Origin of the sequence: Massilia phyllosphaerae, assembly GCF_034659755.1 — a bacterium.
Classification (GTDB): Bacteria; Pseudomonadota; Gammaproteobacteria; order Burkholderiales; family Burkholderiaceae_D; genus Telluria; species Telluria phyllosphaerae.
The window spans coordinates 54827-81206 of record NZ_JAXSQX010000011.1 but is presented as its reverse complement, the minus strand read 5'-3'; the positions used below and the strand labels follow the sequence as shown (position 1 = coordinate 81206).

The window sequence follows — 26380 nt, the reverse complement described above, 5'->3', positions numbered from 1 at the left end:
AAGAATGACAATGAGCTCCAAGAAGAAAGCCCTGCTCGCCGTGGTCGCGGTAGGCGTGATCGCGGTTGCCGGTGCCTTCGCGTATGCGACGGCGCCGAGCCAGACGCGCGCGATTCCCGAGGCCGCAGCACCGGCCGGCCTGAACGATCCGGCCCTGATCGAGGCCGGCCGCTACGTGGCGGTGGCCTCCGACTGTATCGCCTGCCACACGGCGCCAAGCGGCAAGCAGTTCGCCGGCGGCCGCGCGATCGCTTCGCCGATCGGCAACATGTACTCGACCAACATCACGCCGGACAAGACCACCGGCATCGGTGCCTACAGCCTGAACGAGTTCGACCGCGCCGTACGCCACGGCATCCGCCAGGACGGCACCTCGCTGTACCCGGCCATGCCGTACCCGTCGTACGCGAAGATGAGCGACCAGGACGTGCGCGCCCTGTACGCCTACTTCATGCACGGCGTCGAGCCGGTCAAGGCCGACAACCACGCCAACGACATCACCTGGCCACTGTCGATCCGCTGGCCGATGGCGATCTGGCGCAAGACCTTCGCGCCGGCCGACATGGCCCCGCTGAACCTGACCAAGTACCAGAGCGAGCAGCTGGCGCGCGGTGCCTACCTGGTGCAGGGCGCCGGCCACTGCGGCAGCTGCCACACCCCGCGTGCGGCAACGATGCAGGAACAGGGCCTGGACGAGTCGAGCAAGGCCTACCTGGCCGGCGGTCCGCTGATCGACGGCTGGCTGGCCGCCAACCTGCGCGGCGACAAGGTCGACGGCCTCGGGTCGTGGTCCGAGCAGGACATCGTCGACACGCTGAAGACCGGCCGCAACAAGACCACCGCGGTGGTCGGCGGTCCGATGAACGACGTGGTCGCGCACAGCATGCAGCACATGAGCGACACCGACCTGCACGCGATCGCGGCCTACCTGAAGTCGCTGCCGGCCAGCGGCACTGCCAAGGCGACCTTCACGGCCAGCGACGACACGGCGAAAGCCCTGCGCGCCGGCCATGACGACACCCGCGGCGCCCAGCTCTACCTGGACAACTGCGCGGCCTGCCACCGTACCGACGGCAAGTCGAACGCCATCACCTTCCCGGCACTGCCGGGCAACCCGACGGTGCTGGCCGACGACCCGGCTTCGCTGATCCGCCTGGTGCTGGCCGGCAGCCGCCTGCCGTCGACCAAGGAGCGTCCGTCGGACCTGGCGATGCCGGGCTTCGCATGGCGCCTGTCGGATGACGAGACCGCGCAGCTGGTGACCTTCGTGCGCCAGAGCTGGGGAAACCACGCGCCGGCCGCCACGGCGTCGGAAGTGGCCAAGGTGCGCAAGGAGCTGCAGAAGGATGGTGGACTGTCGGCCGATAAGGGCGACACCCACTAAATAAAAAAGGCGAGGCCGAGAGGTCTCGCCTTTTTTCTTGCATGCGAAGCGAATTGGCATCGCGGCGCGGACTGGTGGATACTGGCGCTTTCCACTCCACTCCCTACCCAGATGCCAGTTTCGCGCCTTTCCCTGTTTTCCCTGGCTGTGCTGTCCAGCCTGAGCCTGTCGGGTGCCGCCCATGCCGCCGATGACGACACGATCGTCACCGACCGCCCCGGCGTCGCCGAATCGAGCAAGGTGGTCGGCAAGGGCCGCGTCCAGCTCGAAACCAGCGTCGCCTGGGAGCGCCAGCGCGACGAGGCGCTGCACAGCCGTACCTTGACCACGCCGAGCCTGCTGCGCGTCGGCCTCGGCGACACGCTCGAGCTGCGCATCGAGACCGATGGCCGCACGATCGAACACGACGCCGATCCGGCAAGCGGCGCGCATGCGATTGCGGCCGGCTGGGCCGACACCGAACTCGGCCTGAAGTGGCATGTGGCCGACCAGCAGGGCAGCCATCCCTCGCTGGGCTGGCTGCTGCATGCCGCGCTGCCGAGCGGCAGCCACGACTTCAAGGGGCATGGGGTGCGGCCGACGCTGCGCCTGTCGGCCGAATGGGAGTTGCCGGGCGATTATGCGCTGGGCCTGATGCCGGGTGTCGGCAGCGATTCGGACGACAACGCCAGCCGCTACGGCTACGGCGTGTTCGCGCTCAACCTGGGCAAGGATTTCGGCGACCATGCGCACGGCTTCGTCGAACTGGCGGCGCCGCAGATCACCCACGCGTCGCATGGCGGCACCCAGATGCTGTTCGATACCGGCATGAGTTATATCGTGAACCGCAACTGCCAAGTCGACTTTGCCGTCACCCATGGCCTGAACCACCGCACGCCGGACCTCGGCCTCGCCTTCGGCCTGTCGCTGCGCATGTAATCCTGCCCGGCAGGCGGGGCGCCTTGCACGCCCCGCCTGTTTGCTGCATCAACCGGTATTGCGCAAGCCCGCCGCCACGCCGTTGATCGACAGGTGGATGCCGCGATGGACCCGCTCATCGATCTTGTCCGGATCGCCGGCCGCCGCGCGGTGGCGCTGAATCAGTTCCACCTGCAGGTGGTTCAGCGGATCGAGGTAGGCGAAGCGGTTCTGGATCGAGCGGGCCAGCAGCGGGTTGCCGACCAGGCGTTCGTCGTTGCCTGTGACGTCTTCCAGGCAGCGCAGGGTCTGGTTGTACTCGTCCGAGATGCGCGCGAAGATGCGCTCGCGCAGTGCGACGTCCGGCACCAGTTCCGCATAGCGCGAGGCGATCGCGAGGTCGGTCTTGGCCAGCACCATGTCCATGTTGGAAAGCAGGGCGGCGAAGAACGGCCACTCCTTCGCCATGGCGCGCAGCAGGGCCAGGCGTTCCTCGCGCGTGCCTTCGCCGCCATCGTCGCCGAGCCAGCCCGAGACCGCGGCGCCGAAACCGAACCAGCCCGGCAGCAGCAGGCGGCATTGGCCCCACGAGAAGCCCCACGGAATCGCGCGCAGGTCTTCGATGCGGCGGGTCGACTTGCGCGAGGCCGGGCGCGAACCGAGGTTCAGTTCGGCGATCTCGGCGATCGGGGTGGCGGCGAAGAAGTAGTCGGTGAAGCCCGGGGTCTCGTACACCAGGTTGCGGTAGGCTTTATAGGCGCGCTGCGACAACTCGGCCATCACGCCTTCGAAGCGCTGGAACTGCTCGACCTGCGCTGCGTCCTCGCCATGCGGCATCAGGCTGGCTTCCAGCGTGGCCGCGACCAGCAGCTCGAGGTTGCGGCGCCCGATTTCCGGGTTCGAGAATTTCGAGGAGATGATCTCGCCCTGTTCGGTCAGGCGGATCTGGCCGTTGACGGTACCCGGCGGCTGCGCCAGGATCGCGTCGTAGGTCGGGCCGCCGCCGCGGCCGACGGTGCCGCCGCGGCCGTGGAACAGGCGCAGCTTGACCTTGGCGTCGGCGAACACCTGCACCAGTTTCAGTTCGGCCTGGTACAGCTCCCAGGTCGAGGTCAGGATGCCGCCATCCTTGTTCGAATCCGAATAGCCCAGCATGACTTCCTGCAGGCGGCCCTGGCCTTCGATCAGCGTGGCCACCAGCGGCAGTGCCATCCACTCGGCCATGATGCCGGCGGCGCGCTGCAGGTCGGGAATGGTCTCGAACAGCGGGATCACCATCACGTCGTGGCGGCCTTCGCGCGGGTGCAGCAGGCCGGTTTCCTTCTGCAGCAGCAGCACTTCGAGCAGGTCGGACACGGTCTCGGTGTGCGAGATGATGTAGTTGCGGATCGCGCGCGCGCCGTAGCGCTGGCGGATCTCGCGCGCGGCGCGCAGCACGCCCAGTTCGGACTCGGCTTCGTCGGAGTAGGTCTCGTAGGGCGTGTACAGCAGGCGCGGCTGGGCCAGCTCGTCGAGCAGCAGTTTCACCTTGGCCGCTTCGTCGAGCGCGGCATAGTCGGCCTGCACGCCCGCGCGCGCGAACAGCTCGGCCAGCACGCGCTCGTGCACGTCCGAACTCTGGCGCATGTCGAGCGAGGCCAGATGGAAACCGAAGATCAGCGCCGCGCGCATCAGGCCCTGCAGGCGCGGCTTGACCAGGATCGCGCCGAAGTGCGTTTCCAGCGACTCGGCCACGACCTGCAGCTCGGCGTGGAATTCCTGCGGATCGCGGTAGGGCTCGGCGTGGCCGACTTCCTTGCGCAGGATGTTGGAGGCGCCCAGTTCGCGCGCGGTGGAGGCCAGGCGCGCGTAGATGCCGATCAGGGCGCGCCGGTAGGGCTCGTCCTTGCGGTGCGGCGAATGGTCGGGCGAGGCGTCGGCCAAGGCCTGCAGGTGCTGGCTGGCCGGGACGAGGAGGGTCGAGGGCGACAGTTCGGCGCCCAGCGCATGCACTTCGTCGAGATAGAAATCGAAGGCGGTGGTGGCCTGGCGCACCAGTGCGCGCTGCATGGTGGCGGCGTTGACGTTCGGATTGCCGTCGCGGTCGCCGCCGATCCAGCTGCCCATCTGCATGAAGGCCGCATCGTGCAGGGTGGCCGGGTCGCTGCCGAAATGCTCGGCCAGCTCGTCGCCGATGTCGTCGTACAGGGCCGGCAGTTCGCGCAGGAAGGTCATGCGGTAGTAGGACAGGGCATTCTCGATCTCGTCGGCCACGGTCAGCTTTTCGTAGCGCAGCATGCGCGTCTGCCACAGCGTGGCGATGCGCGCCTGCAGCAGCTGCAGGTTGCGCTTGGCTTCCTTCGGCGTCTGCGGCAGGTCACGTTCGGCCAGCAGGCGCGCGATGTCGTGCTCGGCGTCGAGGATGCTCTTGCGCTGGACTTCGGTCGGGTGGGCGGTCAGCACCGGCGAGATCAGCGCGTCGCGCATGAAGGTCTCGACGGTCTCGCGGCCGACGCCGGCATCCTTGATGCGCTCCAGCGCGAACGCCACCGTCGACGCATGCGGCTGGGCGCCGCGCAGCATGTGGGCGCGGCGGCGGCGGATGTGGTGCTGGTCTTCGGCGATGTTGGCCAGGTGCGAGAAATAGGAAAACGCGCGCACCACCGAGTTGGCCTGCTCGCGCGACAGCTTGTGCAGCAGCGTGGTGAGTTCGGCGCCGGCCTGCGGGTCGTCCCAGCGGCGGAAGCGCACGGCGGTCTGGCGCACGGTCTCGACCACGTTGAAGACTTCCTCGCCTTCCTGGGCGCGCACGACGTCGCCGAGCAGGCGGCCGAGCAAGCGGATGTCCTCCTTCAGCGGTTCGTCCTTGTCGGCGCCAGCCTGGGCCGCGGTGTGTTGGGTTGCTTCCAGATCAAGTGCAGCAGGTTTGTCCATTATCGAGCACAGTTTTAGATTGTTCGGAACAGCGGATGGGCAACTTAAAGTACAAGGGTCGCATGCTAAAATTTGTGATCTCAAGCAGGCGCCCGCCGGCGCTGGCCGGTCCGGCCACAACGACAGTGAAAGAATCCGTTTTGAACTCTACGATGACGCAGCGCGCTTCGGCAAAATTACCAGCGAAACTCATTATCGCATCGCGTGAAAGCCGCCTGGCCATGTGGCAGGCCACGCACGTGCGCGACCGCCTCGCGGCATTATATCCGCAGTGTCAGATCGACATCCTCGGCATGACCACCCGCGGCGACCAGATCCTGGACAAGACCCTGTCCAAGGTCGGTGGCAAGGGCTTGTTCGTCAAGGAACTCGAAGTCGCGCTGGCCGAAGGCCGTGCCGACCTGGCCGTACACTCGCTCAAGGACGTGCCGATGGACTTGCCGGACGGCTTCCTGCTGTCCACCGTGCTCGAGCGCGAAGACCCGCGCGACGCCTTCGTTTGCAACGACTACGACAGCCTGGCCACGCTGCCGGCCGGCAGCATCGTCGGCACCAGCAGCCTGCGTCGCCAATCCCTGATCGCGGCGCGCTACCCGCAACTGGTGATCAAGCCGCTGCGCGGCAACCTCGACACCCGCCTGGGCAAGCTCGACCGTGGCGAGTACGCCGCCATCATCCTGGCCGCCGCCGGCCTCAAGCGCCTCGGCCTGGAGCGCCGCATCCGCGCCTATCTCTCGCCCGAAGACAGCCTGCCGGCCGCCGGCCAGGGTGCAATGGCGATCGAGATCGTCGCCGCCGAACGCAGCGACGGCGTCGACCTGGCCGCGTTGCTGTCGCCGCTGAACCACGAGGCGACCCTGCATGCGGTCATGGCCGAGCGCAAGGTCTCGAAGATGTTCGGCGCCAGCTGCCAGATCCCGCTGGCGGCGCACGCGACCATCGACGGCACGGAATTGCACCTGCGCGCCATGGTGGCCACGCCGGACGGGCGCCGCAACGCCTTTGCCGAGGCGTCCGGTCCGGCGGCGCTGCCGGAAGCGCTGGGCGAACAGGTGGCGCGCCTGCTCGAGCAGCAGGATGCCGCCAGTATCCTGGCCGAGTGCCGCCTCGACGCGGCAGCTGCCGGCGATGCCTGAGGTGGCGACCGGCGCCGGGGGCGATGCCGGCGTGCCGGCCGCGCCGGCTTTGTCCACTTTGTCCGCCACGCCGCCATCGGCGGGCCGGGCGGTCGTGATCACCCGGCCGCGGCGCCAGGCCGAGGGGCTGGCCGCCGCCGTGGGGGCGCTCGGGCGCCGGCCGGTCATCCTGCCGCTGCTCGATATCGAACCCGTCGACGACCAGCAGGGACTGGCGCAGCGCCTGGCCTGCCTTGATGCGTACGCGCTGGTGGCCTTCGTCTCGCCCAACGCGGTCGACGCCGCCTTTGCCCACATTGCGCGCTGGCCCGACGGCGTGGCGATCGCGGTGGTGGGCGAGGGCAGCCGCGCGGCCCTGGTGCGGCATGGCGTCGACGACGGCCGGGTAGCGATCCACTGCCCGCGCGATCCGGCGCGCAGCGATTCCGAACACCTGCTGCAGGCGCTCGACCTGGCGGTGCTGGCCGGCCGCCGCGTGCTGGTGGTGCGCGGCGACGGTGGCCGCGAACTGCTGCCCGACGCCTTGCGCGCGGCCGGCTGCACGGTCGAGACCTTGACCGCCTACCGGCGCGCGCTGCCGCGCCTGGACGCGGCGCTAACGGCAGCGCTGGCGGAACTGCTGGCCACGCCGAACGACTGGATCGTGACCAGTTCGGAAGCGCTGCGCGGCTTGGTCGCCATGGTCTCGGCCTTTGGCGATCCGGAAAGTGTGGCAAGATTGCAACGCCAGCACCTGATCGTGCCCCACGCCAGAATCGCGGAAACCGCACGGGCACTGGGTTTCGGCGCGGTGACGCTCACCGGCTCGGGCGACGAGCGTTTGCTTGCCGCGTTACAATCATGAGCATGAACGAATTGCCGAATAATCCAGAGAAACCGAACATGGGCGCCCCGTTGGCGCCGGAGACGTATCCAGCGCCGGCCCCTGCCGCGGCATCGTCGGCCGGCCCGGCCGTCGAACCGCGCGTGCCCGAGGCGCCGTCCGGCCTGGGCGGTCTGCTGAACAAGCCGCAGAACCTGGCCATCGTGGCGCTGGCGGTGCTGCTGGCGCTGCAGACCTGGTCGACCCATTCCCGTTTCAACAAGCTGCGCGAAGAGGTCGCGCGCACGCTGCAGAAGGACAACGCCTCGAACGCCGAGACCGCGCAGCTGGTGCGCGACACCCAGGAAACCGCCAAGGAACTGCAGGTCAAGGTGGGCGTGCTGGAAAGCCGCCAGAGCGAATCCCAGAGCCAGCAAGCGGCGCTGCAACAGATGTACCAGGACATCTCGAAGAACCGCGACGAATGGGCGCTGTCCGAGATCGAGCAGGTGCTGTCCACCGCCAGCCAGCAGCTGCAGCTGGCCGGCAACGTGCAGGGCGCGCTGATCGCGCTGCAGAATGCCGACCGCTCGCTGTCGCGCTCGGACAAGCCGCAATTCATCACCATCCGCCGCGCCATCGCGCGCGACATCGAGAAGCTCAAGGCGCTGCCCTCGGTCGACCAGGCCGGCATCGCGCTACGCCTGGATAACGTGATCGGCCAGATCGACAACCTGCCGCTGCTGGCCGACGAAAAGCCGGCCGAGCCGCAGGCGCCGCGCCGGGTGGCGGCGGCCCATGGCGCCGCCGGCGCCGGCAAGCCCGCCGGCGCGGCCGCGCCGGTGCCGCAGGAACTGGGCCTGGGCCAGCGCGTGACCGAGACCTGGCGCAACTGGAGCCAGGAGATGTGGGACGACATCCGCCAGCTGATCCGGGTGCGCACCGTGGCCACGCCGGAAGCGCTGATGCTGTCGCCGAGCGAATCGTATTTCGTGCGCGAAAACCTCAAGCTGCGCCTGCTGAACGCGCGCCTGGCACTGCTGTCGCGCAACGAGGGCACCTTCCGCGACGACATCGGCACTGCCCAGGAGATGCTGGTCAAGTACTTCGACGCGCGCGCCCGCTCGACCATCGCCGCGCAGTCGATGCTGCGCCAGGTGCAGGCCAACAACGTGTCGATCGACGTGCCGGACCTGTCGGAGAGCCTGAACGCCGTGCGCAATTACAAATCCAAGTCCTGAGTCCCGACGATGCGCTTACTCCTCTGGTTAGTCGCCCTGATGGCCGCGGCGATCGGCATCGCCGTGACCGCGCGCTTCAACCCCGGCAACGTGGTGTTCTTCTACCCGCCGCACCGGATCGATTTGTCGCTCAACCTGTTCGTGGTGCTGGCGGTGCTGCTGTTCCTGCTGGTCTACGGCCTGGTGCGGGCGGTACGCGCCACCCTCGGCATGCCGAAGCAGGTGGCGGCCTACCGTTTCCGCAAGCGCGAGCGTGAAGCCAACCGCGGCCTGCGCGACGCCCTGAAAGCCCTGTTCGAAGGCCGCTTCGGCCATGCCGAGAAGGCCGCGATGCAGGCAGCCGAGCTGCCCGAGAATGCCGGCCTGGCGGCCCTGATCGGCGCCCGCGCCGCCCACCGCATGCGCGAACCGGCGCGGCGCGACGCCTGGCTGGCCGGCATCGCGCACTACACCAATCTCAAGACCGCGCGCCTGATGACGGTCACCGAGCTGCTGGTCGACGAGCACAAGCCGGAAGCCGCGCTGGAAGCGGTAGCGGAACTGAACGCCAGCGGCCAGCGCCACATCCACGCGCTGCAGTGGGCGATGAAGGCCAACCAGCAGGCGCGCAACTGGCCCGAAGTGCTGCGCCTGGTGCGTACCCTCGACAAGCGCAACGCCTTGCATCCGGCCCTCTCAAGCCGCCTGCGCGAGATGGCCTACGAGTCGCTGCTGTCCGAAGGCGGCATGGATGCCGAATCGATCCGCCGCCTGTGGGCCGGCGTACCCGCCGCCGATCGCCTGCAGCCGGCGATCGCGGCGCGCGCGGCCGCCGCCTTCAATGCGCGCGGCCTGCACGACGAGGCGCGCCTGATCGTCGAGGACGCCCTCAAGGCCGGCTGGGACGAGCGCGTGGTGCGTGCCTACCGCGACGCCGCCGGCCCGGAAGGCTCGCCCACGCTGCTGGCCCAGATCGAAAAATGCGAAGCCTGGCTGCGCGCCCACCCGAACGACGCCGAGCTGGCGCTGACCCTCGGCTCGCTGTGCCTGCGCCAGAAACTGTGGGGCAAGGCCCAGCGCTACCTGGAAGGCGCGCTGTCGGATGCGGTCGACACCGCGCTGGTGCGCGAGACCCATCTGAAGCTGGCCCAGCTGCACGAGGCGCTGGGACAGCAGGAGGAGGCGAACCGCCATTACCGCCTGTGCGCACTGGCAGACCTGGTGTGAGCTGCCGTCCGGCAAAAGTACCGTCCTGCCGCGGCCGGCGCGGCTGGCGGGCTTGTGCGGCGCACAAGCCTGGTGCGATTCGCTATAATGCCCCCTTTATTGTTTTCCCAGCAACCGACTCCCAGTAAACAAGGACTAGCATGAGCCTGAATAACGTCAACGCCGGCCGCGATGTGCCGAACGATTTCAACGTCGTCATCGAAATCCCGATGAATGCCGATCCGGTCAAGTATGAAGTGGACAAGGAATCGGGCGCGATCTTCGTCGACCGCTTCATGGGCACCGCCATGCACTACCCGTGCAACTACGGCTACATCCCGGACACCGTCGCCGACGACGGCGACCCGTGCGACGTGCTGGTCATCACCCCGTTCGCCCTGATCCCGGGCGTGGTGGTGCGCTGCCGCGTGCTGGGCGTGCTGAAGATGACCGACGAAGCCGGCGGCGATTCGAAGATCCTGGCCGTGCCGGTCGAAAAACTGCTGCCGCTGTACAGCAACCTGCAGAAGGTCGACGACGTTCCGGAACTGACCCTGCGCCAGATCCAGCACTTCTTCGAACACTACAAGGACCTGGAAAAAGGCAAGTGGGTCAAGGTCGAAGGCTGGGAAGGCCCGGAAGCCGCCAAGCAGGAAATCCTGAACGGCGTCGCCGCTTTCAACAAGTCGAAGCAGTAATTTGCACTGCGCGCAGCCGTAACGCGCGCCTGGAAGGGCCGGCTCCTTGTGGGGACCGGCCCTTTTGCTTTGTTGGCCCTGTATTACCTTTCTTTGATTACCTGCGATCACCAGCCGCTCGTTACCAGCCTATATCCTGCAGCAGCGGATAAGTCAGGTCGCGCGGCGGCGTCACCTCGTGGGTCAGGTCGTCGTTGATGAAGGGTTCCATCAGCTGATTCGGCTTGGCTTCGGTGGTGTAGTGCGATACCGACGAGCCCGGCGAGTAGATGCTCGGCGTGTACAGCAGGATACGGCCGCGGGCGTCGGTGCCGGCCAGGCGGGTCGTGTTCAGGCCGAGGCTGGCCACCACACCGGACGCGGTGCGCGAGCGCCGCTGCAGCGCCGCCTTGAGGGTCGCGCCGTCCGGCTGCGTGACCCGCACCGACGGGATCGCGATCGACGGATCGCTGCCGCTCATCCCGGCCACGTCGCCCGGCTGGTTGTCGGCCACCACCATCCCGATCGCACCGGCGGCCTGCACGGTGGCAGCCTTGGTGACGAAGTCGCAGCTGCCGCGGTCGACCAGCGCGACGTTGCCGCGCACCGCCAGCGCATTGGCCGCGCTCAGCGGCGTACACGCCAGGCCGGTGCCGTTGGCCTGGTCGACCACAGGCATCAGCTGGCCGCGCACCGGCGGGTTCGCCAGCGGCGGCCCGAACGAGGCGTCGCCGACCTGGTAATCGCCGGCCGCATTGCCGGCGGCGCTGCCCGAGACCGCGAGGTTCGAGGACGGATCGAGCACCTGCGGCACGTTACGGGTCACGACCGGACCGTTCCAGGACAGGCCGCGCCAGGTCACGGCCGAGGCGGCGCGCTGGGCCGCGGTCAGTTCGACCCAGGTGCGGTTCAGGCGGTTGTCCAGCAGGTAGTAATCCCAGATCGACGGCAGGTTCTCGATCTGCTCGCCGGTTTCCTCGTCGGTGAAGGACTGGAAGCCGAGGCCGTGCGCGAACTCGTGCAGCAGTACCGTCACCAGGTCGATGCCGTCGCCGACATTGCGGTCCAGCCCGAGGTAGAAGCCGCCGCCGGGCAGGCAATCGGGAAACAGCCCGAGCCGCGAGTTGAAGCGCGCCCGGATATGCGGCTGGCCCGGCGTGGCGATGTCGGTGCCGGCCAGCTTGCTGCCCAGTGCGCTCGGATACCAGGTGTTGGCGCGCGGCGCGTTCGTGAAATCGGAAAAGATCTCGGTGGCGCCGGCCGAGCCCAGCACCGCGCTGCTGGCGGTGCAGGACAGCGGTTCGAAGGACGCGCCGATGCGGATCGGCACGCTGCTGATGAGGGTGGCGCCCCACAGGTCGGCCGCGCGCTGGAAGGCGATCAGGCGCTGCTGGCCCAGCGTGGTGCCGGTGTTGCCGCCGACCGGCGTGGCCCGGGTGGTGTCGTTGAAGCCCACGCCCGGCTCGTTCAGGTTGATGATCACGATGGTGGCGGCGGCATGCGCGCTCGAGGCGCCGACGGCGAGGGCGCCGCAGGCCAGCGCCAGCGCCACGCCGACGCCGGCCGCGGTGTTGGCAAGGCGCTGCAGGCGCGACGGTGCGCCGGATTTGCCGGGTTCGCCGGCCGGTGCGGCGCAGGATGGATCAGCGGGTTTCATGGACATGCTCCTCGTGGGCGTCGGTGGCAGGGACGGCACCGCCCAGGGCAGCTTCGGCAGCGGCGGCGCCGTGCACGCATTCGCTGGACAGCTTGCCGTCGGCACCGCGCGTGACCACGTCGTAAACCATGGTGCGGTCGCCGAGACGTACGCCGCGCGTGCCGTCGCGGCGCGGGGCCAGGGCCTGGTGCTGTTGCGGCCTGCCGGCAGCCAGGGCGGCCGGTGCTGGGGTGCGGCCTTGCAGTGCCTTCAGCTCGTCCGGCGTGGGGGCGCGCATCTTGCCGGTCTGGGCATCGCGCACGACGACCATGCCTTCCTGGCTGTGCGGGCTTGCCGGCTGCGCCTGCTGCTGTGCCTTGGCCTGCAGCGAGAACGCAGCGAGCGCGCACAAGGTGGCCATGGCGCTGGCGTTCAGGATTCTTTGCTTGGACATGACGGTTCCCCTTCTACGATTGCAGCCGGCGGCGCGCCAGGCCCAGGCCGCCGAGGCCCATGGCCAGCAGCATCCAGGTCGCCGGTTCCGGCACCGCCGTCACCACGCTGACCGAATCCAGGCCGACATAGCCCGAGAGCTCGGCGGGCCCGGCGTAGCGGAAGGCAAAGCGGCCCGGGCCCTCGAGCGCGAGGCTGGTGTCGAACAGCGCCCACTCGGTCGGGTAGCCGCCGGTGTTGCCGATGGTGGTGATCAGCGTATTGAAGTCCGCCGGATTGCTGCTGTCGCCGTAGGCAAAGCGTACTTCCAGCAGCTCGCTGAAGCCAGGATCCGCGGCGTGGCGCGTATAAAAACTGATGTCGGTGAGGCCGGACAGGGTGAGGGAGGGGGTGATCAGCCAGTTGTCGATGTTGCCGCTGCCGCCGGCGGCGCTGAGGAAGTTGACGCCGGCATAGGAATCGGCCGCGCCCGCCTGCGCCGGGAAGATACCAGCATTGCCCTGGAACCAGGCGTTGCCAACCGGGGCGCTATTGTTTACCTGCGTCCATCCGGTCAGGCCGCCGATGTTCTCGAAGCCTTCGTTCAGGACCTGTACGCGCGACGTCTGCGCTGCCGCGGAGCCGATTGCCGCCAGCGACAGTGCCACTGCCGCACACAAGGTTTTCGCATGTTTCATTGGAAAGCCCTTTCAAGGAAGCCAGTAGGATGGTGGACTGCTCGCGCTGGCTCATCGACGAGACCATTGATGGGCTAATCTTATGAGTTGAACGACAACAAACCTTGATCTTTAGCTAATGGCTGGGCTGGACAAACGACGTATCGTCTGGCGGGACTTGCGGGGGCGTGGGACGGATCGTGGCAGCGCCCGCTCGGACGCTGCACGTGAAGGAGACAGGAAGGTGCCTGCTGGAAGGATCAGCGCTGGGGCGCAAGGAAGCGGCGCAGGCGCAGCTTGCCGACGATCCCGATCGGGAAGAAATAGATCGACAGGATGAACAGCACCCCCAGCCACAGCATCCAGCGGTCCGGATGCAGCGCCGCCGCCAGCAGCGGCGTGCCGGCGAGCGCATCCGAGGCTTGTCCCATCAGCGTCTTGAGGTAGTTCTGCGCCAGGATGAACAGCGTGGCGCCGACCACCGCGCCGTACATGGTGCCCATGCCGCCGATCACGACGATCAGCAGGATGTCGGTCATCACCTCGAAACCAAGCGAGGTCTTGGGGCCGACGTAGCGCAGCCACAGGGCCATCAGGGCGCCAGCCAGCGCCGCCACCAGCGCCGCCAGCACGTTGGCCCAGACCCGGTAGACCACGGTGCGGTAGCCGAGCGCTTCGGCGCGGAATTCGTTCTCGCGGATCGCCTGCAGCACCCGCCCGAACGGCGAATTGACCAGCCGCAGCAAGAACAGGAACAGCAGCACGCAGCCGAAGAACACGATGTAGTAAGTGATGACCTTGCCGTCGATGGCGCGGCCGAGCACATCGTTTTCAAATAGCGTGAAGCCGGGCGTGAGCAGTTCCGGCACGCCGAAGGTGCGGCCATCCTCGCCGCCGGTGAAATCGGACAACTGCGAAGCCAGCACCGCGAACGAGGACGCCACCGCCAGCGTGATCATGGCGTAGAAGATCGCCCGCACGCGCAGCGCGAACAGGCCGATCACCAGCGCCAGCGCCACCGTCAGCAGCAGCGCCAGCGCCAGCCCGCCCAAGGCCACGCCCCAGGTCGGCTCGTCGACGCGCGCCAGGGCAATGCCGATGCCGTAGGCACCGATCCCGTAGAACATGGTGTGGGCGAACGAGACGATGCCGGTATAGCCCAGCAGCAGGTCGTAGGATGCCACCAGCACGATGTAGATGCAGATGGTGGCCGCGGTGTTGAGCGGACGCGCGCCGCTGAACAGGAAGGGCGCCAGCAGCAGCCCGAGCACGATGGCGACCAGCACGGCGGCCAGCAGGCGGCTGCGCGGCAGGTCGTTGGAAAGGAATTTGACCAGCATCTCAGCTCCGCGATTTGGAATACAGGCCGGCCGGGCGCCACAGCAGGATGGCGATCATCAGGATGATGTTCGACACCAGCGCGACCTTGGGTGCCAGGAAGCCGGCGTAGTTGCCGGCCAGCGCCATCAGCAGCGCGCCGATGAAGCAGCCGCCGACGGACCCCAGTCCGCCGATGATGATGACGATAAAGATCATCACGGTGATGTCGGCGCCCATCGAGGCCGACAGGGTTTCCTTGTACAGTCCCCACATCACGCCGCCCAGGCCGGCCAGCGCCGACCCCGCCGCGAACACGGCGACGAACAGGCGGCGGATCCGGTAGCCGAGCGCCTCGACCATGTCGCCGTTCTCGACGCCGGCGCGGATCAGGAGGCCGATGCGGGTCCGGTTGAGCGTGAGGAACATCGCTGCGAACACCACCACCCCGACCACGACCGCCACCAGCCGGTATTTCTCGATGGCGGCATCGCCCAGGAACAGGGCGCCGTGCAGGGCTGCCGGCAGGGGGAGCGGCAATTGCTCAGCGCCCCAGATCACGTTAATCAATTGTTCCGAGACGATCATGCCGCCCATCGTGATCAGGATCTGCTTCAGGTGCTGGCCATACACCGGCATGATCAGCACGCGCTCGAAGACCAAACCGAGTAGAAATGTGACGCCCATCGCCAGCAGCACGGCCAGGCCGAGCGCGCCGAGGTTGGCTGCCAGCGAATCGGCTTCCAGCCAGTTGCGCATCGGCAGCAGCACCAGCGTGGCGCTGAAGGCGCCGACCGAGACGAAGGCGCCATGGCCGAAGTTCAGCACGTTCATCAGGCCGAACACCAGGGTCAGGCCGCTGGCCATGATAAAGATCATCATGCCCATTGCCAGCCCGGCCACGGTCAGCGTGATCCAGGTCGGGAAGCTGACGAAGGGCAGGACGGCCAGCATCAGCAGCGGCACCAGCAGCAGCGGCGCGATGTCGCGCCGGGCCGCCGGCAGGGGCGTCTCGGCCTGCAGGGCCGGGGCGGCCTGGGGGAGCGGGAGTGGAGCGGTCACGGTAGTCGGTTTCATGTCATTGGTGGGAGTCGAGCGACAGGCCCAGCAGCCGCTGCTGGAGTGCCTCGTCGCCGGCCAGGTCGTGCATCAGGCCGGCATGCACGACGCGGCCGTCGTCCATCACGCTCACGCTGTCGCCCAGGCTCCTGACGAAGTTGAAGTTCTGCTCGACCAGCAGGATCGTGGTGCGGGTATCCTTCAGCTCGCGGAAGGCCGCCATCAGGCTCTGGACGATGGCCGGCGCCAGGCCCTTGGTCGGCTCGTCGACCAGCAGCAGCTGGCGCGGTTCCACGATCGCGCGCGCGATCGCGACCATTTGCTTCTGCCCGCCCGACAGATTGCCGGCCGGGGTGTTCCAGAAGCGCTTCAGGGCCGGGAAGAAGGCGCAGATCCAGTCGACCCGCGCCGCGTCCAGCGGGCCCGTGCGCGCCGCCAGGTAGAGGTTCTCACGTACCGTCAGTTCCGAGAACACCGCCATGCTTTCCGGGACATAGGCGATGCCGGCGCGCGCGATGTCGGGCGTCGTCATCTTGCTGATGTCGCGGCCGTCGAACATGATCGATCCGCGGCTGGCCTTCCACAGGCCCATGATGGTGCGCAGCGTGGTGGTCTTGCCGGCGCCGTTGCGGCCCAGCAGCACCGCCAGGCCGCCGCGCGGCACCACCAGGTCCACGCCCTGCAGGATATGGTACTGGCCGATGTGGGTGTGGACGCCGGACAGGGTCAGGATCGAGTCGGCGGCCGGCGCCGCGTTCACGTCACGCAGGTTCGGGTGTGCCAAGATAGGCCTCCTGTACGATCTGCGACTGCATCACGGTGGCCGGTTCGCCGTCCGCCACCAGGGTGCCGTTGTGCAGCACGACGATGCGGTCGGCCAGCGCGCGCACCACGTCCATCTTGTGCTCGACCAGCAGCACGGTGCGCCGGCGCTCGGCTTTCACCTGGTGGATCAGGTCGAGCACCACCGGCACCTCGTCCACGCTCATGCCGGCGGTCGGTTCGTCGAACATCATGATCTCGGGTTCCAGCGCCAGCAGGATCGCGACTTCGAGCTTGCGCTGGTCGCCGTGCGACAGCGTGCCGACCCAGGCGTTGCGCTTGCCCGCCATCGCCACCCGCTCGAGGTAGTGTTCGGCGCGCGCGATCACGTCGCGGTGCCCGGACCACAGCGACAGCATCGACAGGCCGATGCCGGCCCGGCTCTGCACCGCCAGCCGCACGTTTTCCAGCACCGTCAAGTGCGGGAACAGGTTGGTCAGCTGGAACGCCCGGCCGATGCCCAGGCGGGTGCGGCGCGCCGGTCCGGAGCCGGTGATGTCCTGGCCGCGCAGGAACACGCGGCCTGACGTGGCCTGCAGCTGGCCCGACACCAGGTTGAAATAGGTGGTCTTGCCGGCCCCGTTCGGACCCACGATCACGGTCAGCGTACCGGGATAAAAATCGGCCGATACCGCATTCACCGCGACGTGGCCGCCGAAGCGGATGCTCAGGTCGCGCGTGGACAGCGAAGGCTGCCCTGGCTTGCTCGACGGCGTGTCCATGTCAGCGCTTGTTCTTGACCGGCAGCGGCATGTCGGCAACCGGAATCTCGCGCACCAGTTCCAGCAAGTCCCACTCGTTCTTCTGGTCTTTCTTGATGCGGAAGTGGTACATCGTCTGCAACGCCTGGTGATCTTCCTTGCGGAAGCTCATAGTGCCTTTCGGGGTCTCGAAGCTCATGCCTTCCATCGCCGCCGCCATCTGGTCGCCGTTGGCGTTCGGGACTTTCTGCAGCGCCGCGACCACGGCGCCGGCCGCCGCCATGCCGCCGGCGGTGAACATGTCGGGCGGCATCTTGTAGCGCTTGATGTGCTCGGCGACCAGCCAGTCGTTCATCTTGTTTTTCGGGAAGCCGTAGTAATAGAAGATGGTACCTTCGGTGCCGGCGTAGGCCTTCCAGGTCTTCATGACGGGCAGGATGTTGCCGCCGGGAGCGACCGCGATGCCATAGCGCTCCGGCTTCATGTTGGCGACCTTGGTCAGCGGATTCGGGCCGGCCCACACGATCTGCAGCACGCGCGGCTGCGGCTTGTCCTTCAGGGCGTCGAAGATGCGCTGGGTCGGCGCCGTGAAGTCGGTGGAGGCGGCCGGCGCGTATTCCTCGTGCACGACGACGGCCTTGCTGCCGGTGGCGGCCAGCGCTTCCTTGGCGGCCTTGACGGCGTCGCGCCCGAATGCATAGTCCTGGGTCAGGAAGCCGACGCTGCCTTGCTTGAAGGTGGAGGCGGCCGCCAGGGCATCCTGCATCGAGCTGCGCGCGGTGCGGAAGATGTACTTGTTCCACTTGCTGCCGGTGATCTCGTCGGCCACGGCCGGTTCGACGATCAACACCTTCTTGTATTCCTTGGCCACCGGCAGCATCGCCAGCGCCGAGCCGGACGAGGTGGTGCCGACCGCGATGTCGACCTTGTCGTCGCCATAGGCTTCCGCCAGCAGCGTGCGCCCGAGGTCGGGCTTGCCCTGGTCGTCCTTGACGATCACCTTGATCTTGCGGCCGTTGATTTCCATTTTGCCGCCGGTAAGGTACTCCAGGCCCATCATGAAGCCGGTCTCGGTTTCCTTGGCATAGGCTTCGAGGGCGCCGGTCTTGCCGGCGATGAGGGCGACCTTCAGGTCCGGCGCGGCGCAGGCGCTACCGGCGGACAGGGCGGCGGCGAAGGCAGCCAGGAAGGCTGCCGGCATCGATTTAATACGGGTCATGCTGGTCTCCTTGTTTCTGATTTTTTTTGCTCATGGCACGCTGGCCAGGAAGCGTTCGATCGCCTGCAGCGCCGGCGCTTCGGTCAGCATCGGCGCATGTCCGACGTTCGGCACCTCGACATACTGCATCAACGGCGCCGCATGCCGCATCCAGTCGGCCTGCCTGGTTTCCAGGAGGTCGGACAGGGCGCCGCGCACCAGCAGCACCGGGCGCTCGCGCGCCAGGCGCCGGAACGCCATGCGCGAGGCCAGCGAGGTGGTTCTGAGTCTACCGGTTTGCAGCGCAATGGCAATGTTCGGATCGTAGCGCGGCGCCAGCCGGCCGCTGGCATCGGGTTCGAAGGCGCGCCGCGCCCACTTGTCCCATTCCTGTTCCTGGTAGTCGGGGAAGGCGCAGGCGTTGATGTCCCTGACGTAGCAGGCCGCATCGTGCCACGAGGCCGGCGCGACGGCCTTGCCGGTGTAGCCGGCGATGCGCGCCAGACCGCGTTCCGACAGGACCGGGCCGACGTCGTTCAGGACCGCCGCCGCGATCAGGCCGATGTGGCGCGCCGCCAGCGCGATCGTGATCAGGCCGCCCATCGAGGTGCCGACGAAGACGGCACGCGCGATGCCGAGGTCGGCCATCAGCTTGACCACGTCGTCCGCATACACCTGCGGGGTGTAGTTCGACGGATCGGGGTCGCGCTCGGAGTGGCCGCGGCCGCGCACGTCGAGCGCCAGCACGCGCCGGCCCAGCGCCGCGATGGCCGGGGCGAATTCGTCGAAGTCGGCCGAATTGCGCGTCAGGCCGTGGATGCAAATGACGGGGAGGCGGGCCGCGACAGGCTGCGCCTGCATCTGCCCCATCGCTGCCACGGGCGCGGTGCCTCCGCCCGCCGGGTAGTCACGGGCATACAGCGCCAGGCCGTCGGCACTGGTGTAACGGATCGGTATGAAATTAGGCACGCTCAAACAATCCTTCGATGGCGGCCCTGCGTGCAAGGCCACCGGTTCAAATCTCGGGCACACAGGGTCCCGCCCGGTGCCCGACGGCACCGGGCGGGACGCCGCTTCATGGCCGGGGCTTCAGAAGCGGTACTCGACCGTCGCCTGCACCGTGCGCGGGGCGCCGTAGAAGGCGGTCAGCGTGCCTTCGTTGCCCAGCGTCGGGAACAGGTAGCCGGCGGTCTTGTAGTGCTTGTCGTTCAGGTTCTTGCCGTGCAGGCCGGCGCGGATCTTGCCGTCGGCGCGGGTCCAGACCATGCTGGCGTCGTACAGGTAATACGATTCCTGGTCGAGGATCGAGACGGTCTCGAACTGGTTGGTGGCGCCGCGGTAGGAAGCGCTGCCGATCAGCGCCAGCCGGCCGCCCACGCCGCCGACCGGCAGCGGAATGTCGTAGGTGGCGCGCAGGTTGGCCGAGTTGCGCGGGGGTGTTTTGGAACACGCGCTGGTTGGCCACGTTGACGCCGGCCACGATGTATTCGTCGTACTTGGCGTCAATGTAGCTGTACATGCCGGCCAGCGAGAAATTCGGGGTCAGGTGCGCCACCGCTTCGAATTCAAAGCCCTTGATCTTGGCCTTGCCGGCGTTGGTGGTCAGGCCGGCGAAGCTGTCGTCGCGGCCGTCGCCGTTGGTGTCGATCGCCACAGAACCGGGGATCTGCACGTCCTTGTAGTCGCTGTAGAACAGGGCGGTGTTGGTGGTGATGCGGCCGCCGTTGAACGAGGACTTCAGGCCCAGCTCCGCGGTGCCGATGGTTTCGGGACGGTAGCCGGCGCGGGCTTGCGCCTGCGTGATGCGGGTGCCGACCACGTTCAGGCGCGGGTCGAAGCCGCCGCCCTTGAAGCCTTTCGAGTAGGACGCGTAGACGTTCTGGTCAGGGGTCGCCTTGTAATTCAGGGCGATGCGCGGGGTGAATTTCTTGTCCTCGCGGGAGAGCCCCGGCAGATCGGTGTCGGTGCGGAACAGGATGGCGCCCGGGTTACCCATTTGCGGCGTGCCGCCCAGGCCGAAGTAGATCTGGCGGAAGATGTCGGCTTCGCGCTTGTCGACGGTGTAGCGGCCGCCCAGCGACAGCTGCAGCGTGTCGGTCAGGTTATAGCTGCCGTCGGCATACACGGCCCAGGCCTTGGTGTCGATGTCGCCGCTGGTGAAGGTGCTGGTGGGCACGAGGCCGGCCAGGATGGTATCGAACTTGTTGTAGGCGTTGGCGTCGATGTAGTAGACGCCGGCCACGCCCTGGATCTTGGGACCGGTGTAGGTCAGGTTGAATTCCTGGCTGAACTGCTTGTTGGTGTACAGCGCCGGCACTTCCATGTCGACCACGGGAAGGGAATCGAAGTCGATCGGCGCGTACGACTTGTCCTGGCGCTGGGCGGTGATCGACTTGAAGGTCAGCTCCGGGGTGACGTTCCATTCGACCGTGGCCGACACGCCGTGCTGGCGCACTTGCTGCTCGTGCCCGAGCGCCGTCATCATCTCGGCCTGGGTGTCGTAGACGTTGGACAGGATCGGGGCACCGCTGGTGCGGCCGACGATCAGGCGGTGGCCATTCTTGGGATGCGAATCGTCCTGGGTCAGGTCGGCGGCCACACGCACGAACAGGTCCGGGGTCGGCGTCCATTCGGCCGACACGCGCGCCGCCGCCAGGTCCTTGTCGTAGTTGGGCGCGCCGTTGAACAGGTTGCGGCCGTAGCCATCGTGCTTGAATTTGGCGATGGTGCCGCCGACGCGCAGCGTGTCGCTGAGCGGGGTGCTGGCGGTGAGGACGCCGTCGCGTTCCTTGTAGTTGCCAAGCGTGCCTTTCAGGCGCACGTCGGTCTGCGGCGCCAGCCTGCGGGTGACGTACTTGACGGCGCCGCCGATGGTGTTGCGGCCGTACAGCGTGCCCTGCGGGCCGCGCAGCACTTCGATGCGCTCGACGTCGTAGATGTCGGCCACCGCGCCTTGCGGGCGGGCCAGGTAGATGTCGTCGAGGTAGATGCCGACGCCGGATTCGAAGCCGGCCAGCGGGTCGGCCTGGCCGACGCCGCGGATGAAGGCGGTCAGCGTGGAATTGGTGGCGCGCGAGGCCTTCAGGGTGGTGTTCGGCAGCGTGGTGGTGAGCGCGACCACGTCCGGGATGCCCTGCTTGGACAGCTGGTCGGCGGTGTACGCCGTGACCGACACCGGCACGTCCTGCAGGGTTTCCTGGCGGCGGCGTGCGGTGACGACCACTTTCTCGACATTGCCTTCAGGGGCGGGGACGGCACCACCGGTATCCTGGGCATGGACCGTACCGGCGGCGGCGCCGGACAGGGCGAGCAGGGCAGCCGCGGAATGGCTCAGCAGGTGCTGCCGGGTTGCGCGCATGGGCAACCGCGCTTTTTTCTTGCAAACACGCATGGACGTCTCCTGATTTTGTTGTGGTGTCATGCTTTTTTTTCGCACGCACCGCAGTGTGACTCGGATGGGATTGGTTGAATAGACAACAGCGCGCCCACCGGGTGTGCAAATTTGCACAGCCATATACACCGCCCGGGGGCACGCGGGAAAGGGCACTGTCGAGCTCGCTTGTGTGGTTTTTGTGCACGCACAAATAGCAGCACCAAAACCTTGCAGCAGGAATGTGCACTAGTGCACAATGTGTCATCTTGATAAGGAACAACCTGTCATGAACAGCCTGCCCGAGTGGACTGACCTGCGTTTTTTCCTGGAACTGGCACGCGCCGGCACGCTGTCGGGCGCGTCGCGCCGGATCGAGGTCGAGCACACCACGGTGGCGCGCCGCATCGACCGCCTCGAACACCAGCTCGGCAACACCCTGTTCGACCGCTCGCGCGAAGGCTACGAACTGACTGAAATGGGGCGCGCGCTGCTGCCGCACGCCGAGGCGATGGAAGGGGCGGCGCTGGCGGCGGCCGAGCAGCTCGGCGGGGCCGAGGTCGCGGCCCACGGGGTGGTGCGCCTGGGCGTGCCCGAAGTGTTCGGCGTGCGCGTGGTGGCGCCACTGCTGGTCAAGCTGTTCGAAGACCATCCCGACCTGTCGATCGACCTGCTGGCGCTGCCGCGCTTCGCCAACCTGGCCAACCGCGAGGCCGACCTCGGCGTCATGCTCGATCCGCCATCCACCGGGCGCTACATGGTCACGCGGCTGGCCTCGTTCCGCTTCTACCTGTACGCCGCGCCGGCCTACCTGGCAAAACACCCGAAGATCGAAACGCACGCCGACCTCGAGCGCCACGATTTCGTCGATTACGTGCAGGACCGCCTGGCCAGCCGCGAACTGTCCTACCTGAACGAACTCGGCTTCACGCCGCGGCGGCGCCTGTGCTGTTCCGGCATGACCGCCCAGATCGAGGCGGCGGCGATCGGCATGGGCCTGATGATGGCGCCGCCTTATGCGGTGATGGACGACGAGCGCCTGGTACAGGTGCTGCCGGGCTTCTATGCCGAACGCTCGTTCTGGCTGGCCGCGCCGGCCGACCTGTACCGGCTGCGCCGCGTGAAAGTGGTATGGGACCTGCTGCGCGAGCTGGCCGACAACAATCCGAAACTGTGGTGGCACAAGGCCGATATGGAAAGAACTGCACTGGAAAGGACTGCATGACCCTGATGATCCGACGCTACGAACCCCGCGACGCGGACGGCGCCAATGCCGTCGCACGCGCTGCTTTTGCGCAGTACGAAGCGCACTACGACGACTGGCCAACCTTCATCGAGCGTATCGGCCGGCTGGGCGACCTGGCGCATGAGGGCGACCTGTTGGTAGCCGAGCAGGGCGACGCCATCGTCGGCGCCGTGCTGCACGTGCCGCCGGGAGGGCCGCGCAGCGCGATCTTCCCGCCCGAGTGGTCGGTGGTGCGCATGCTGGTGGTGGCGCCCGAGGCGAGGGGGCAGGGTACCGGGCGTCGGCTGATGGCGGCCTGCCTGCGCTGCGCGCGCACCGCCGGCGCGCCGGCAGTGGTGCTGCATACCAGCCCGGTGATGGCGACGGCGCTGCGCATGTATGAGGCGATCGGCTTCGTGCGCGACCGCGACATCCCGCCGATCCAGGGCATGGCGTACGGCCGCTACATGCTGCCGGCATCACGCATCGCCCAGGCCCTGGCCACACTCGAAGCGCCGAGGGACTGACGGCCCGGCTACAATGCCGGCATGCCCAGTAAAACGCCCATCTTCCCCGGCCCGCGCACCGCGCGCGGCCTCGTGCTCGCTGTCCTGCTGTCCAACGCCGACCAGGCCGGCGCCGAACCCCTGCGCGGCCGCGTCACGCTGGCGGCCATCGTCCGCGCGCTGAAGCGCAAGTACCACTGGCCGATCGAGACCACCAGCTTTCCGTCGAATGCGCCCGATGGCCGCGCTACCTGGGCCACGGTCTACAGCCTGCCGGAAGCAGTGATCGCCAAGGCGATGGATGCGCGCGGGCGCGACTGGCTGCGCAGCAGCCTGGGCGACAGGCCCATGCCCTGAACACCGGCCCCGCATCGGGAAAAGCTGCATAATCATCCACGTCATCCGCTACCAGCCATCGGACAGGAAAGGAACATCGTGGATCTCAAGCTCACCAACAAACTCGCACTGGTCACCGGCAGCACCGCCGGCATCGGCCGTGCCATCGTCGAAGCGCTGGCACGCGAAGGCGCGCGTGTGATCGTGAACGGGCGCACCCGGGCGGCGGTCGATACGGCGATCACGGACATCAAAGCGTCCACTGGTGCGGATGTACTCGGCTTCGCCGGCGATCTCGGCACCGCCGCCGCCGAGGAACTCGGGCGCCAGTATCCGGATGTCGAGATCCTGGGCAACAACCTCGGCATTTTCGAAGCGAAGCCGTTCGAGGACATCCCCGACGAAGACTGGATGCGCTTTTTCGAAGTGAACGTGCTGGGCGGCGTACGCCTGGCGCGCCTGTACCTGCCATCGATGCGGCAGCGCAACTGGGGCCGCATCATTTTCATTTCGAGCGAAAGCGCAATGCAGATCCCGACCGAAATGATCCACTACGGCACCACCAAGACCGCCCAGCTCGCGGTGTCGCGCGGCCTTGCCGAAGCGGTGGCGGGCACCGGCATCACGGTCAACAGCATTCTTCCAGGACCCACCAAGTCGCGCGGCGTCAGGGACCTGGTCGAATCGATGGGCAAGGCGCAAGGCATGTCGTTCGAGCAGAGCGAAAAGGAATTCTTCGAGAAGGCACGTCCGACCTCGCTCATCAAGCGCTTTGCCGCGCCGGAAGAAGTCGCTTCGCTGGTGGCCTACGTCGCCAGCCCGCTGGCGTCCGCCACCACTGGCGCGGCCCTGCGTGCGGATGGAGGCGTGGTCAAAAGCGTGGTTTGATTACCTGGCGGATCGGCTGCAGCCGTTTGCTCCCGAGGCGCGTTGGGTCAGCGGTCAAATACGTAACATTGCAATCATCATCTTTTGACATTCTCACCAATTGTCACACCGAGCGCGGCACCTGTTGTAAAAAATTGACTTCATCCAATATTAATTGATACAAGGAAACACGACACTTATACTTGCCGCAGTTTGATAACTCGCATAAGGCAGTTAAATGTCACGGCGTCTCCTCCCGCCGCTCGGTGTCGCCCTCGCAGCCGCGATCGCACCGGCGGCCCTGGCCCAGCAAGTGCCGCAGCCCCAACCCCCGGCTGCCACCGTACCCGACCAGCGCGACACCCTCGAATACCTCCGTCAACAGGAGCGTGAACGCAGCGTGCGCCAGCAGCAGGAGCAGGAGCCGGACGTGCGCCTGCAGCGGCCGGCGGCGGCCGATCCGGCCCGCTACACCGACGGCGAGCAGCCCTGTTTTCGACATCACCCGGGTGCTGCTTGCAGGAGCGGGCGCCGCGCAGTTCGAGTGGGCGCTGGCGGCAGTCGATCGCGAAGACAACGGCAAGGCCGACCCGATCGCCGGCCACTGCATCGGCATGGCGGGCATCAACCTGGCCATGCACCGTGTCCAGAACGCGATCCTGGCGCGCGGCTATGTGACGACGCGGGTACTGGCCGAGGCCCAGAACATCAAGTCCGGCACGCTGCAGCTGACCGTCGTACCGGGCCGCATCCGTGCCGTGCGCTTCGCCGAGGGTACCGACGGCCGCGCCACCAAGTGGAATGCGGTGCCAGCCGCCCCGGGCGACCTGCTCAACCTGCGCGATACCGAACAGGCACTCGAAAACTTCAAACGCGTGCCCACCGCCGATGCCGACATCAAGATCGCGCCGGCGGAAGGCCGTGATGCCCGTCCGGGCGAAAGCGACCTCGTGGTGCATTGGAAGCAGGGCTTCCCCTGGCGCCTGAGCCTGAGCGCCGACGACAGCGGCTCGCGTGCCACCGGCAAGCACCAAGGTACTGTCACACTGTCCTACGACCATTGGTGGACGTTGAACGACCTGTTCTACGTCAGTTTCAACCGCAACCTCGACCAGCCCGGGGCCGGCGGCGGCACCCACGGCCTCGTGGCCCACTATTCGATCCCGTTCGGCTATTGGCTGCTGAGCACCACGGGCAGCGACAGCAGCTATCGCCAGACCGTCGCTGGCCTGACCCGGGATTACGTCTACAGCGGCGAAAACCGCAATCGTGACATCAAGCTGGCGCGCCTGGTCTACCGCGACGCCTCGCGCAAGACCACGCTGTCGCTGCGCGGCTGGAGCCGCTCGTCGAAGAACTTCATCGACGACACCGAAGTGGAAGTCCAGCGCCGTCGCACCGCGGGCTGGGAGCGGGGCATCGGCCATCGCGAATTCTTCGGCGCCGCGACGCTCGACCTGAACCTGCAATACCGCCGCGGTACCGGGGCGGAGGGTGCCATGCGGGCGCCGGAAGAGGCATTCGGTGAAGGCAGCTCGCGCGCCGGACTGTGGCTGGGCGACGCGAACCTGAGCGCGCCCTTCAAGCTGGCCGGCCAGGGCCTGCGCTACAGCGCCACCTGGCGTGGCCAGACCAGCCATGCGCCGCTGCTGCCGCAAGACCGGTTCGCGATCGGCGGGCGTTACACCGTGCGTGGCTACGACGGCGAAACCAGTTTGCTGGCCGACCACGGCTGGCTGCTGCGCAACGAACTGGCGCTGGCGCCGGGCGGCTCGGCTCACGAGATTTACTTCGCCCTGGATCACGGCCGCGTCAGCGGACGCACCGCGCCGACGCTGGTGGCGCGCCATCTGACCGGCGCCGCCATCGGCCTGCGTGGCCAGCTGATGCGCCTGCAGTACGAGGTCTTCGCCGGGCGTCCGGTCGACAAGCCGGCCGACTTCCAGACCGCGCGCACGACCTACGGTTTCAACCTCGCCGCCAGTTACTGAGTTGTCCG

The 26380-nt window shown here is 67.4% G+C and carries 25 protein-coding genes; 13 read left to right on the top strand and 12 right to left on the bottom strand.

Annotation, left to right across the window (positions count from 1 at the left end; genetic code table 11):
- The first annotated feature begins 10 nt into the window (after positions 1 to 10).
- On the top strand, positions 11 to 1384 hold the full coding sequence (locus U1H99_RS28490; protein ID WP_375341658.1) for a c-type cytochrome: 1374 nt from the start codon (positions 11 to 13) through the stop codon (positions 1382 to 1384).
- Positions 1385 to 1495: 111 nt separating this feature from the next.
- Complete coding sequence (locus U1H99_RS28485) at positions 1496 to 2302, top strand: transporter (RefSeq protein WP_323144790.1); 807 nt, start codon at positions 1496 to 1498, stop codon at positions 2300 to 2302.
- Positions 2303 to 2350: 48 nt separating this feature from the next.
- Here U1H99_RS28485 and ppc read toward each other — a convergent pair whose 3' ends face one another.
- Positions 2351 to 5194 (bottom strand): phosphoenolpyruvate carboxylase, encoded by a 2844-nt coding sequence (gene ppc, locus U1H99_RS28480; protein WP_323144791.1) that lies wholly within the window; start codon positions 5192 to 5194, stop codon positions 2351 to 2353.
- Here ppc and U1H99_RS28475 point away from each other — a divergent pair.
- From U1H99_RS28475 to ppa, 6 genes are all read left to right on the top strand, one after another.
- Positions 5187 to 5402: a hypothetical protein gene (locus U1H99_RS28475; RefSeq protein ID WP_323144818.1), complete on the top strand. Its 216-nt coding sequence runs from the start codon at positions 5187 to 5189 to the stop codon at positions 5400 to 5402. The two genes, ppc and U1H99_RS28475, sit on opposite strands and share 8 nt — an antisense overlap.
- Entirely contained in the window at positions 5347 to 6330 is a 984-nt protein-coding gene (gene hemC, locus U1H99_RS28470; RefSeq protein ID WP_323144792.1) for a hydroxymethylbilane synthase, read from the top strand. The genes U1H99_RS28475 and hemC overlap by 56 nt, the downstream gene beginning before the upstream one ends.
- On the top strand, positions 6272 to 7174 hold the full coding sequence (locus U1H99_RS28465) for a uroporphyrinogen-III synthase (RefSeq protein ID WP_323144793.1): 903 nt from the start codon (positions 6272 to 6274) through the stop codon (positions 7172 to 7174). The genes hemC and U1H99_RS28465 overlap by 59 nt, the downstream gene beginning before the upstream one ends.
- A 2-nt stretch (positions 7175 to 7176) precedes the next feature.
- Positions 7177 to 8373 (top strand): uroporphyrinogen-III C-methyltransferase, encoded by a 1197-nt coding sequence (locus tag U1H99_RS28460; protein ID WP_375341659.1) that lies wholly within the window; start codon positions 7177 to 7179, stop codon positions 8371 to 8373.
- Positions 8374 to 8382: 9 nt separating this feature from the next.
- A complete protein-coding gene (locus tag U1H99_RS28455) occupies positions 8383 to 9579 on the top strand; it encodes a heme biosynthesis protein HemY (protein ID WP_323144795.1) in 1197 nt (398 codons plus the stop codon).
- Positions 9580 to 9719: 140 nt separating this feature from the next.
- Positions 9720 to 10256, top strand: coding sequence for an inorganic diphosphatase (ppa, locus tag U1H99_RS28450; protein ID WP_323144796.1), 537 nt, complete (start codon positions 9720 to 9722; stop codon positions 10254 to 10256).
- A 121-nt stretch (positions 10257 to 10377) separates the two neighbouring features.
- Here the strand turns inward: ppa and U1H99_RS28445 are convergent, their stop codons facing one another.
- The 10 genes from U1H99_RS28445 to U1H99_RS28400 form a co-directional block, all read right to left on the bottom strand.
- Positions 10378 to 11892 (bottom strand): PA domain-containing protein, encoded by a 1515-nt coding sequence (locus U1H99_RS28445; RefSeq protein ID WP_323144797.1) that lies wholly within the window; start codon positions 11890 to 11892, stop codon positions 10378 to 10380.
- The gene (locus U1H99_RS28440; protein ID WP_323144798.1) at positions 11879 to 12325 is read right to left on the bottom strand and encodes a post-PEP-CTERM-1 domain-containing protein; all 447 of its coding nucleotides are present in this window, start codon (positions 12323 to 12325) and stop codon (positions 11879 to 11881) included. The genes U1H99_RS28445 and U1H99_RS28440 overlap by 14 nt, the downstream gene beginning before the upstream one ends.
- Positions 12326 to 12338: 13 nt before the next feature.
- Positions 12339 to 13001 carry a choice-of-anchor J family PEP-CTERM protein gene (locus U1H99_RS28435; protein WP_323144799.1) on the bottom strand — a complete coding sequence of 221 codons (663 nt, stop codon included), beginning with the start codon at positions 12999 to 13001 and terminating at the stop codon, positions 12339 to 12341.
- Positions 13002 to 13240: 239 nt separating this feature from the next.
- Positions 13241 to 14320: a branched-chain amino acid ABC transporter permease gene (locus U1H99_RS28430; protein ID WP_323144800.1), complete on the bottom strand. Its 1080-nt coding sequence runs from the start codon at positions 14318 to 14320 to the stop codon at positions 13241 to 13243.
- Between the two features lies 1 nt (position 14321).
- Positions 14322 to 15374, bottom strand: coding sequence for a branched-chain amino acid ABC transporter permease (locus U1H99_RS28425; RefSeq protein ID WP_375341657.1), 1053 nt, complete (start codon positions 15372 to 15374; stop codon positions 14322 to 14324).
- Position 15375: 1 nt separating this feature from the next.
- A complete protein-coding gene (locus U1H99_RS28420; protein ID WP_375341660.1) occupies positions 15376 to 16116 on the bottom strand; it encodes an ABC transporter ATP-binding protein in 741 nt (246 codons plus the stop codon).
- Position 16117: 1 nt separating this feature from the next.
- The gene (locus U1H99_RS28415; RefSeq protein ID WP_323144802.1) at positions 16118 to 16900 is read right to left on the bottom strand and encodes an ABC transporter ATP-binding protein; all 783 of its coding nucleotides are present in this window, start codon (positions 16898 to 16900) and stop codon (positions 16118 to 16120) included.
- Position 16901: 1 nt separating this feature from the next.
- Positions 16902 to 18098: a substrate-binding domain-containing protein gene (locus U1H99_RS28410; RefSeq protein WP_323144803.1), complete on the bottom strand. Its 1197-nt coding sequence runs from the start codon at positions 18096 to 18098 to the stop codon at positions 16902 to 16904.
- A 30-nt stretch (positions 18099 to 18128) separates the two neighbouring features.
- Positions 18129 to 19046, bottom strand: a complete 918-nt coding sequence (locus U1H99_RS28405; RefSeq protein WP_323144804.1) for an alpha/beta fold hydrolase — start codon at positions 19044 to 19046, stop codon at positions 18129 to 18131.
- Between the two features lie 106 nt (positions 19047 to 19152).
- Positions 19153 to 21435 carry a TonB-dependent receptor gene (locus U1H99_RS28400; protein ID WP_323144805.1) on the bottom strand — a complete coding sequence of 761 codons (2283 nt, stop codon included), beginning with the start codon at positions 21433 to 21435 and terminating at the stop codon, positions 19153 to 19155.
- A gap of 301 nt (positions 21436 to 21736) precedes the next feature.
- Between U1H99_RS28400 and U1H99_RS28395 the strand changes: the two genes are divergently transcribed.
- The 4 genes from U1H99_RS28395 (at position 21737) to U1H99_RS28380 (ending at position 24402) form a co-directional block, all read left to right on the top strand.
- Positions 21737 to 22672: a LysR family transcriptional regulator gene (locus U1H99_RS28395; protein ID WP_323144806.1), complete on the top strand. Its 936-nt coding sequence runs from the start codon at positions 21737 to 21739 to the stop codon at positions 22670 to 22672.
- On the top strand, positions 22669 to 23199 hold the full coding sequence (locus U1H99_RS28390; RefSeq protein ID WP_323144807.1) for a GNAT family N-acetyltransferase: 531 nt from the start codon (positions 22669 to 22671) through the stop codon (positions 23197 to 23199). The genes U1H99_RS28395 and U1H99_RS28390 overlap by 4 nt, the downstream gene beginning before the upstream one ends.
- 21 nt (positions 23200 to 23220) lie before the next feature.
- Complete coding sequence (locus tag U1H99_RS28385) at positions 23221 to 23535, top strand: hypothetical protein (protein ID WP_141828871.1); 315 nt, start codon at positions 23221 to 23223, stop codon at positions 23533 to 23535.
- Positions 23536 to 23613: 78 nt separating this feature from the next.
- Complete coding sequence (locus tag U1H99_RS28380; RefSeq protein ID WP_323144808.1) at positions 23614 to 24402, top strand: SDR family NAD(P)-dependent oxidoreductase; 789 nt, start codon at positions 23614 to 23616, stop codon at positions 24400 to 24402.
- Positions 24403 to 24622: 220 nt separating this feature from the next.
- Here the strand turns inward: U1H99_RS28380 and U1H99_RS28375 are convergent, their stop codons facing one another.
- A complete protein-coding gene (locus U1H99_RS28375; protein ID WP_323144809.1) occupies positions 24623 to 24883 on the bottom strand; it encodes a hypothetical protein in 261 nt (86 codons plus the stop codon).
- Positions 24884 to 24890: 7 nt separating this feature from the next.
- On the opposite strand from U1H99_RS28375, the gene U1H99_RS28370 reads away from it, so the two are divergent.
- Positions 24891 to 26372 carry a ShlB/FhaC/HecB family hemolysin secretion/activation protein gene (locus tag U1H99_RS28370; protein ID WP_323144810.1) on the top strand — a complete coding sequence of 494 codons (1482 nt, stop codon included), beginning with the start codon at positions 24891 to 24893 and terminating at the stop codon, positions 26370 to 26372.
- Positions 26373 to 26380 lie beyond the last annotated feature (8 nt).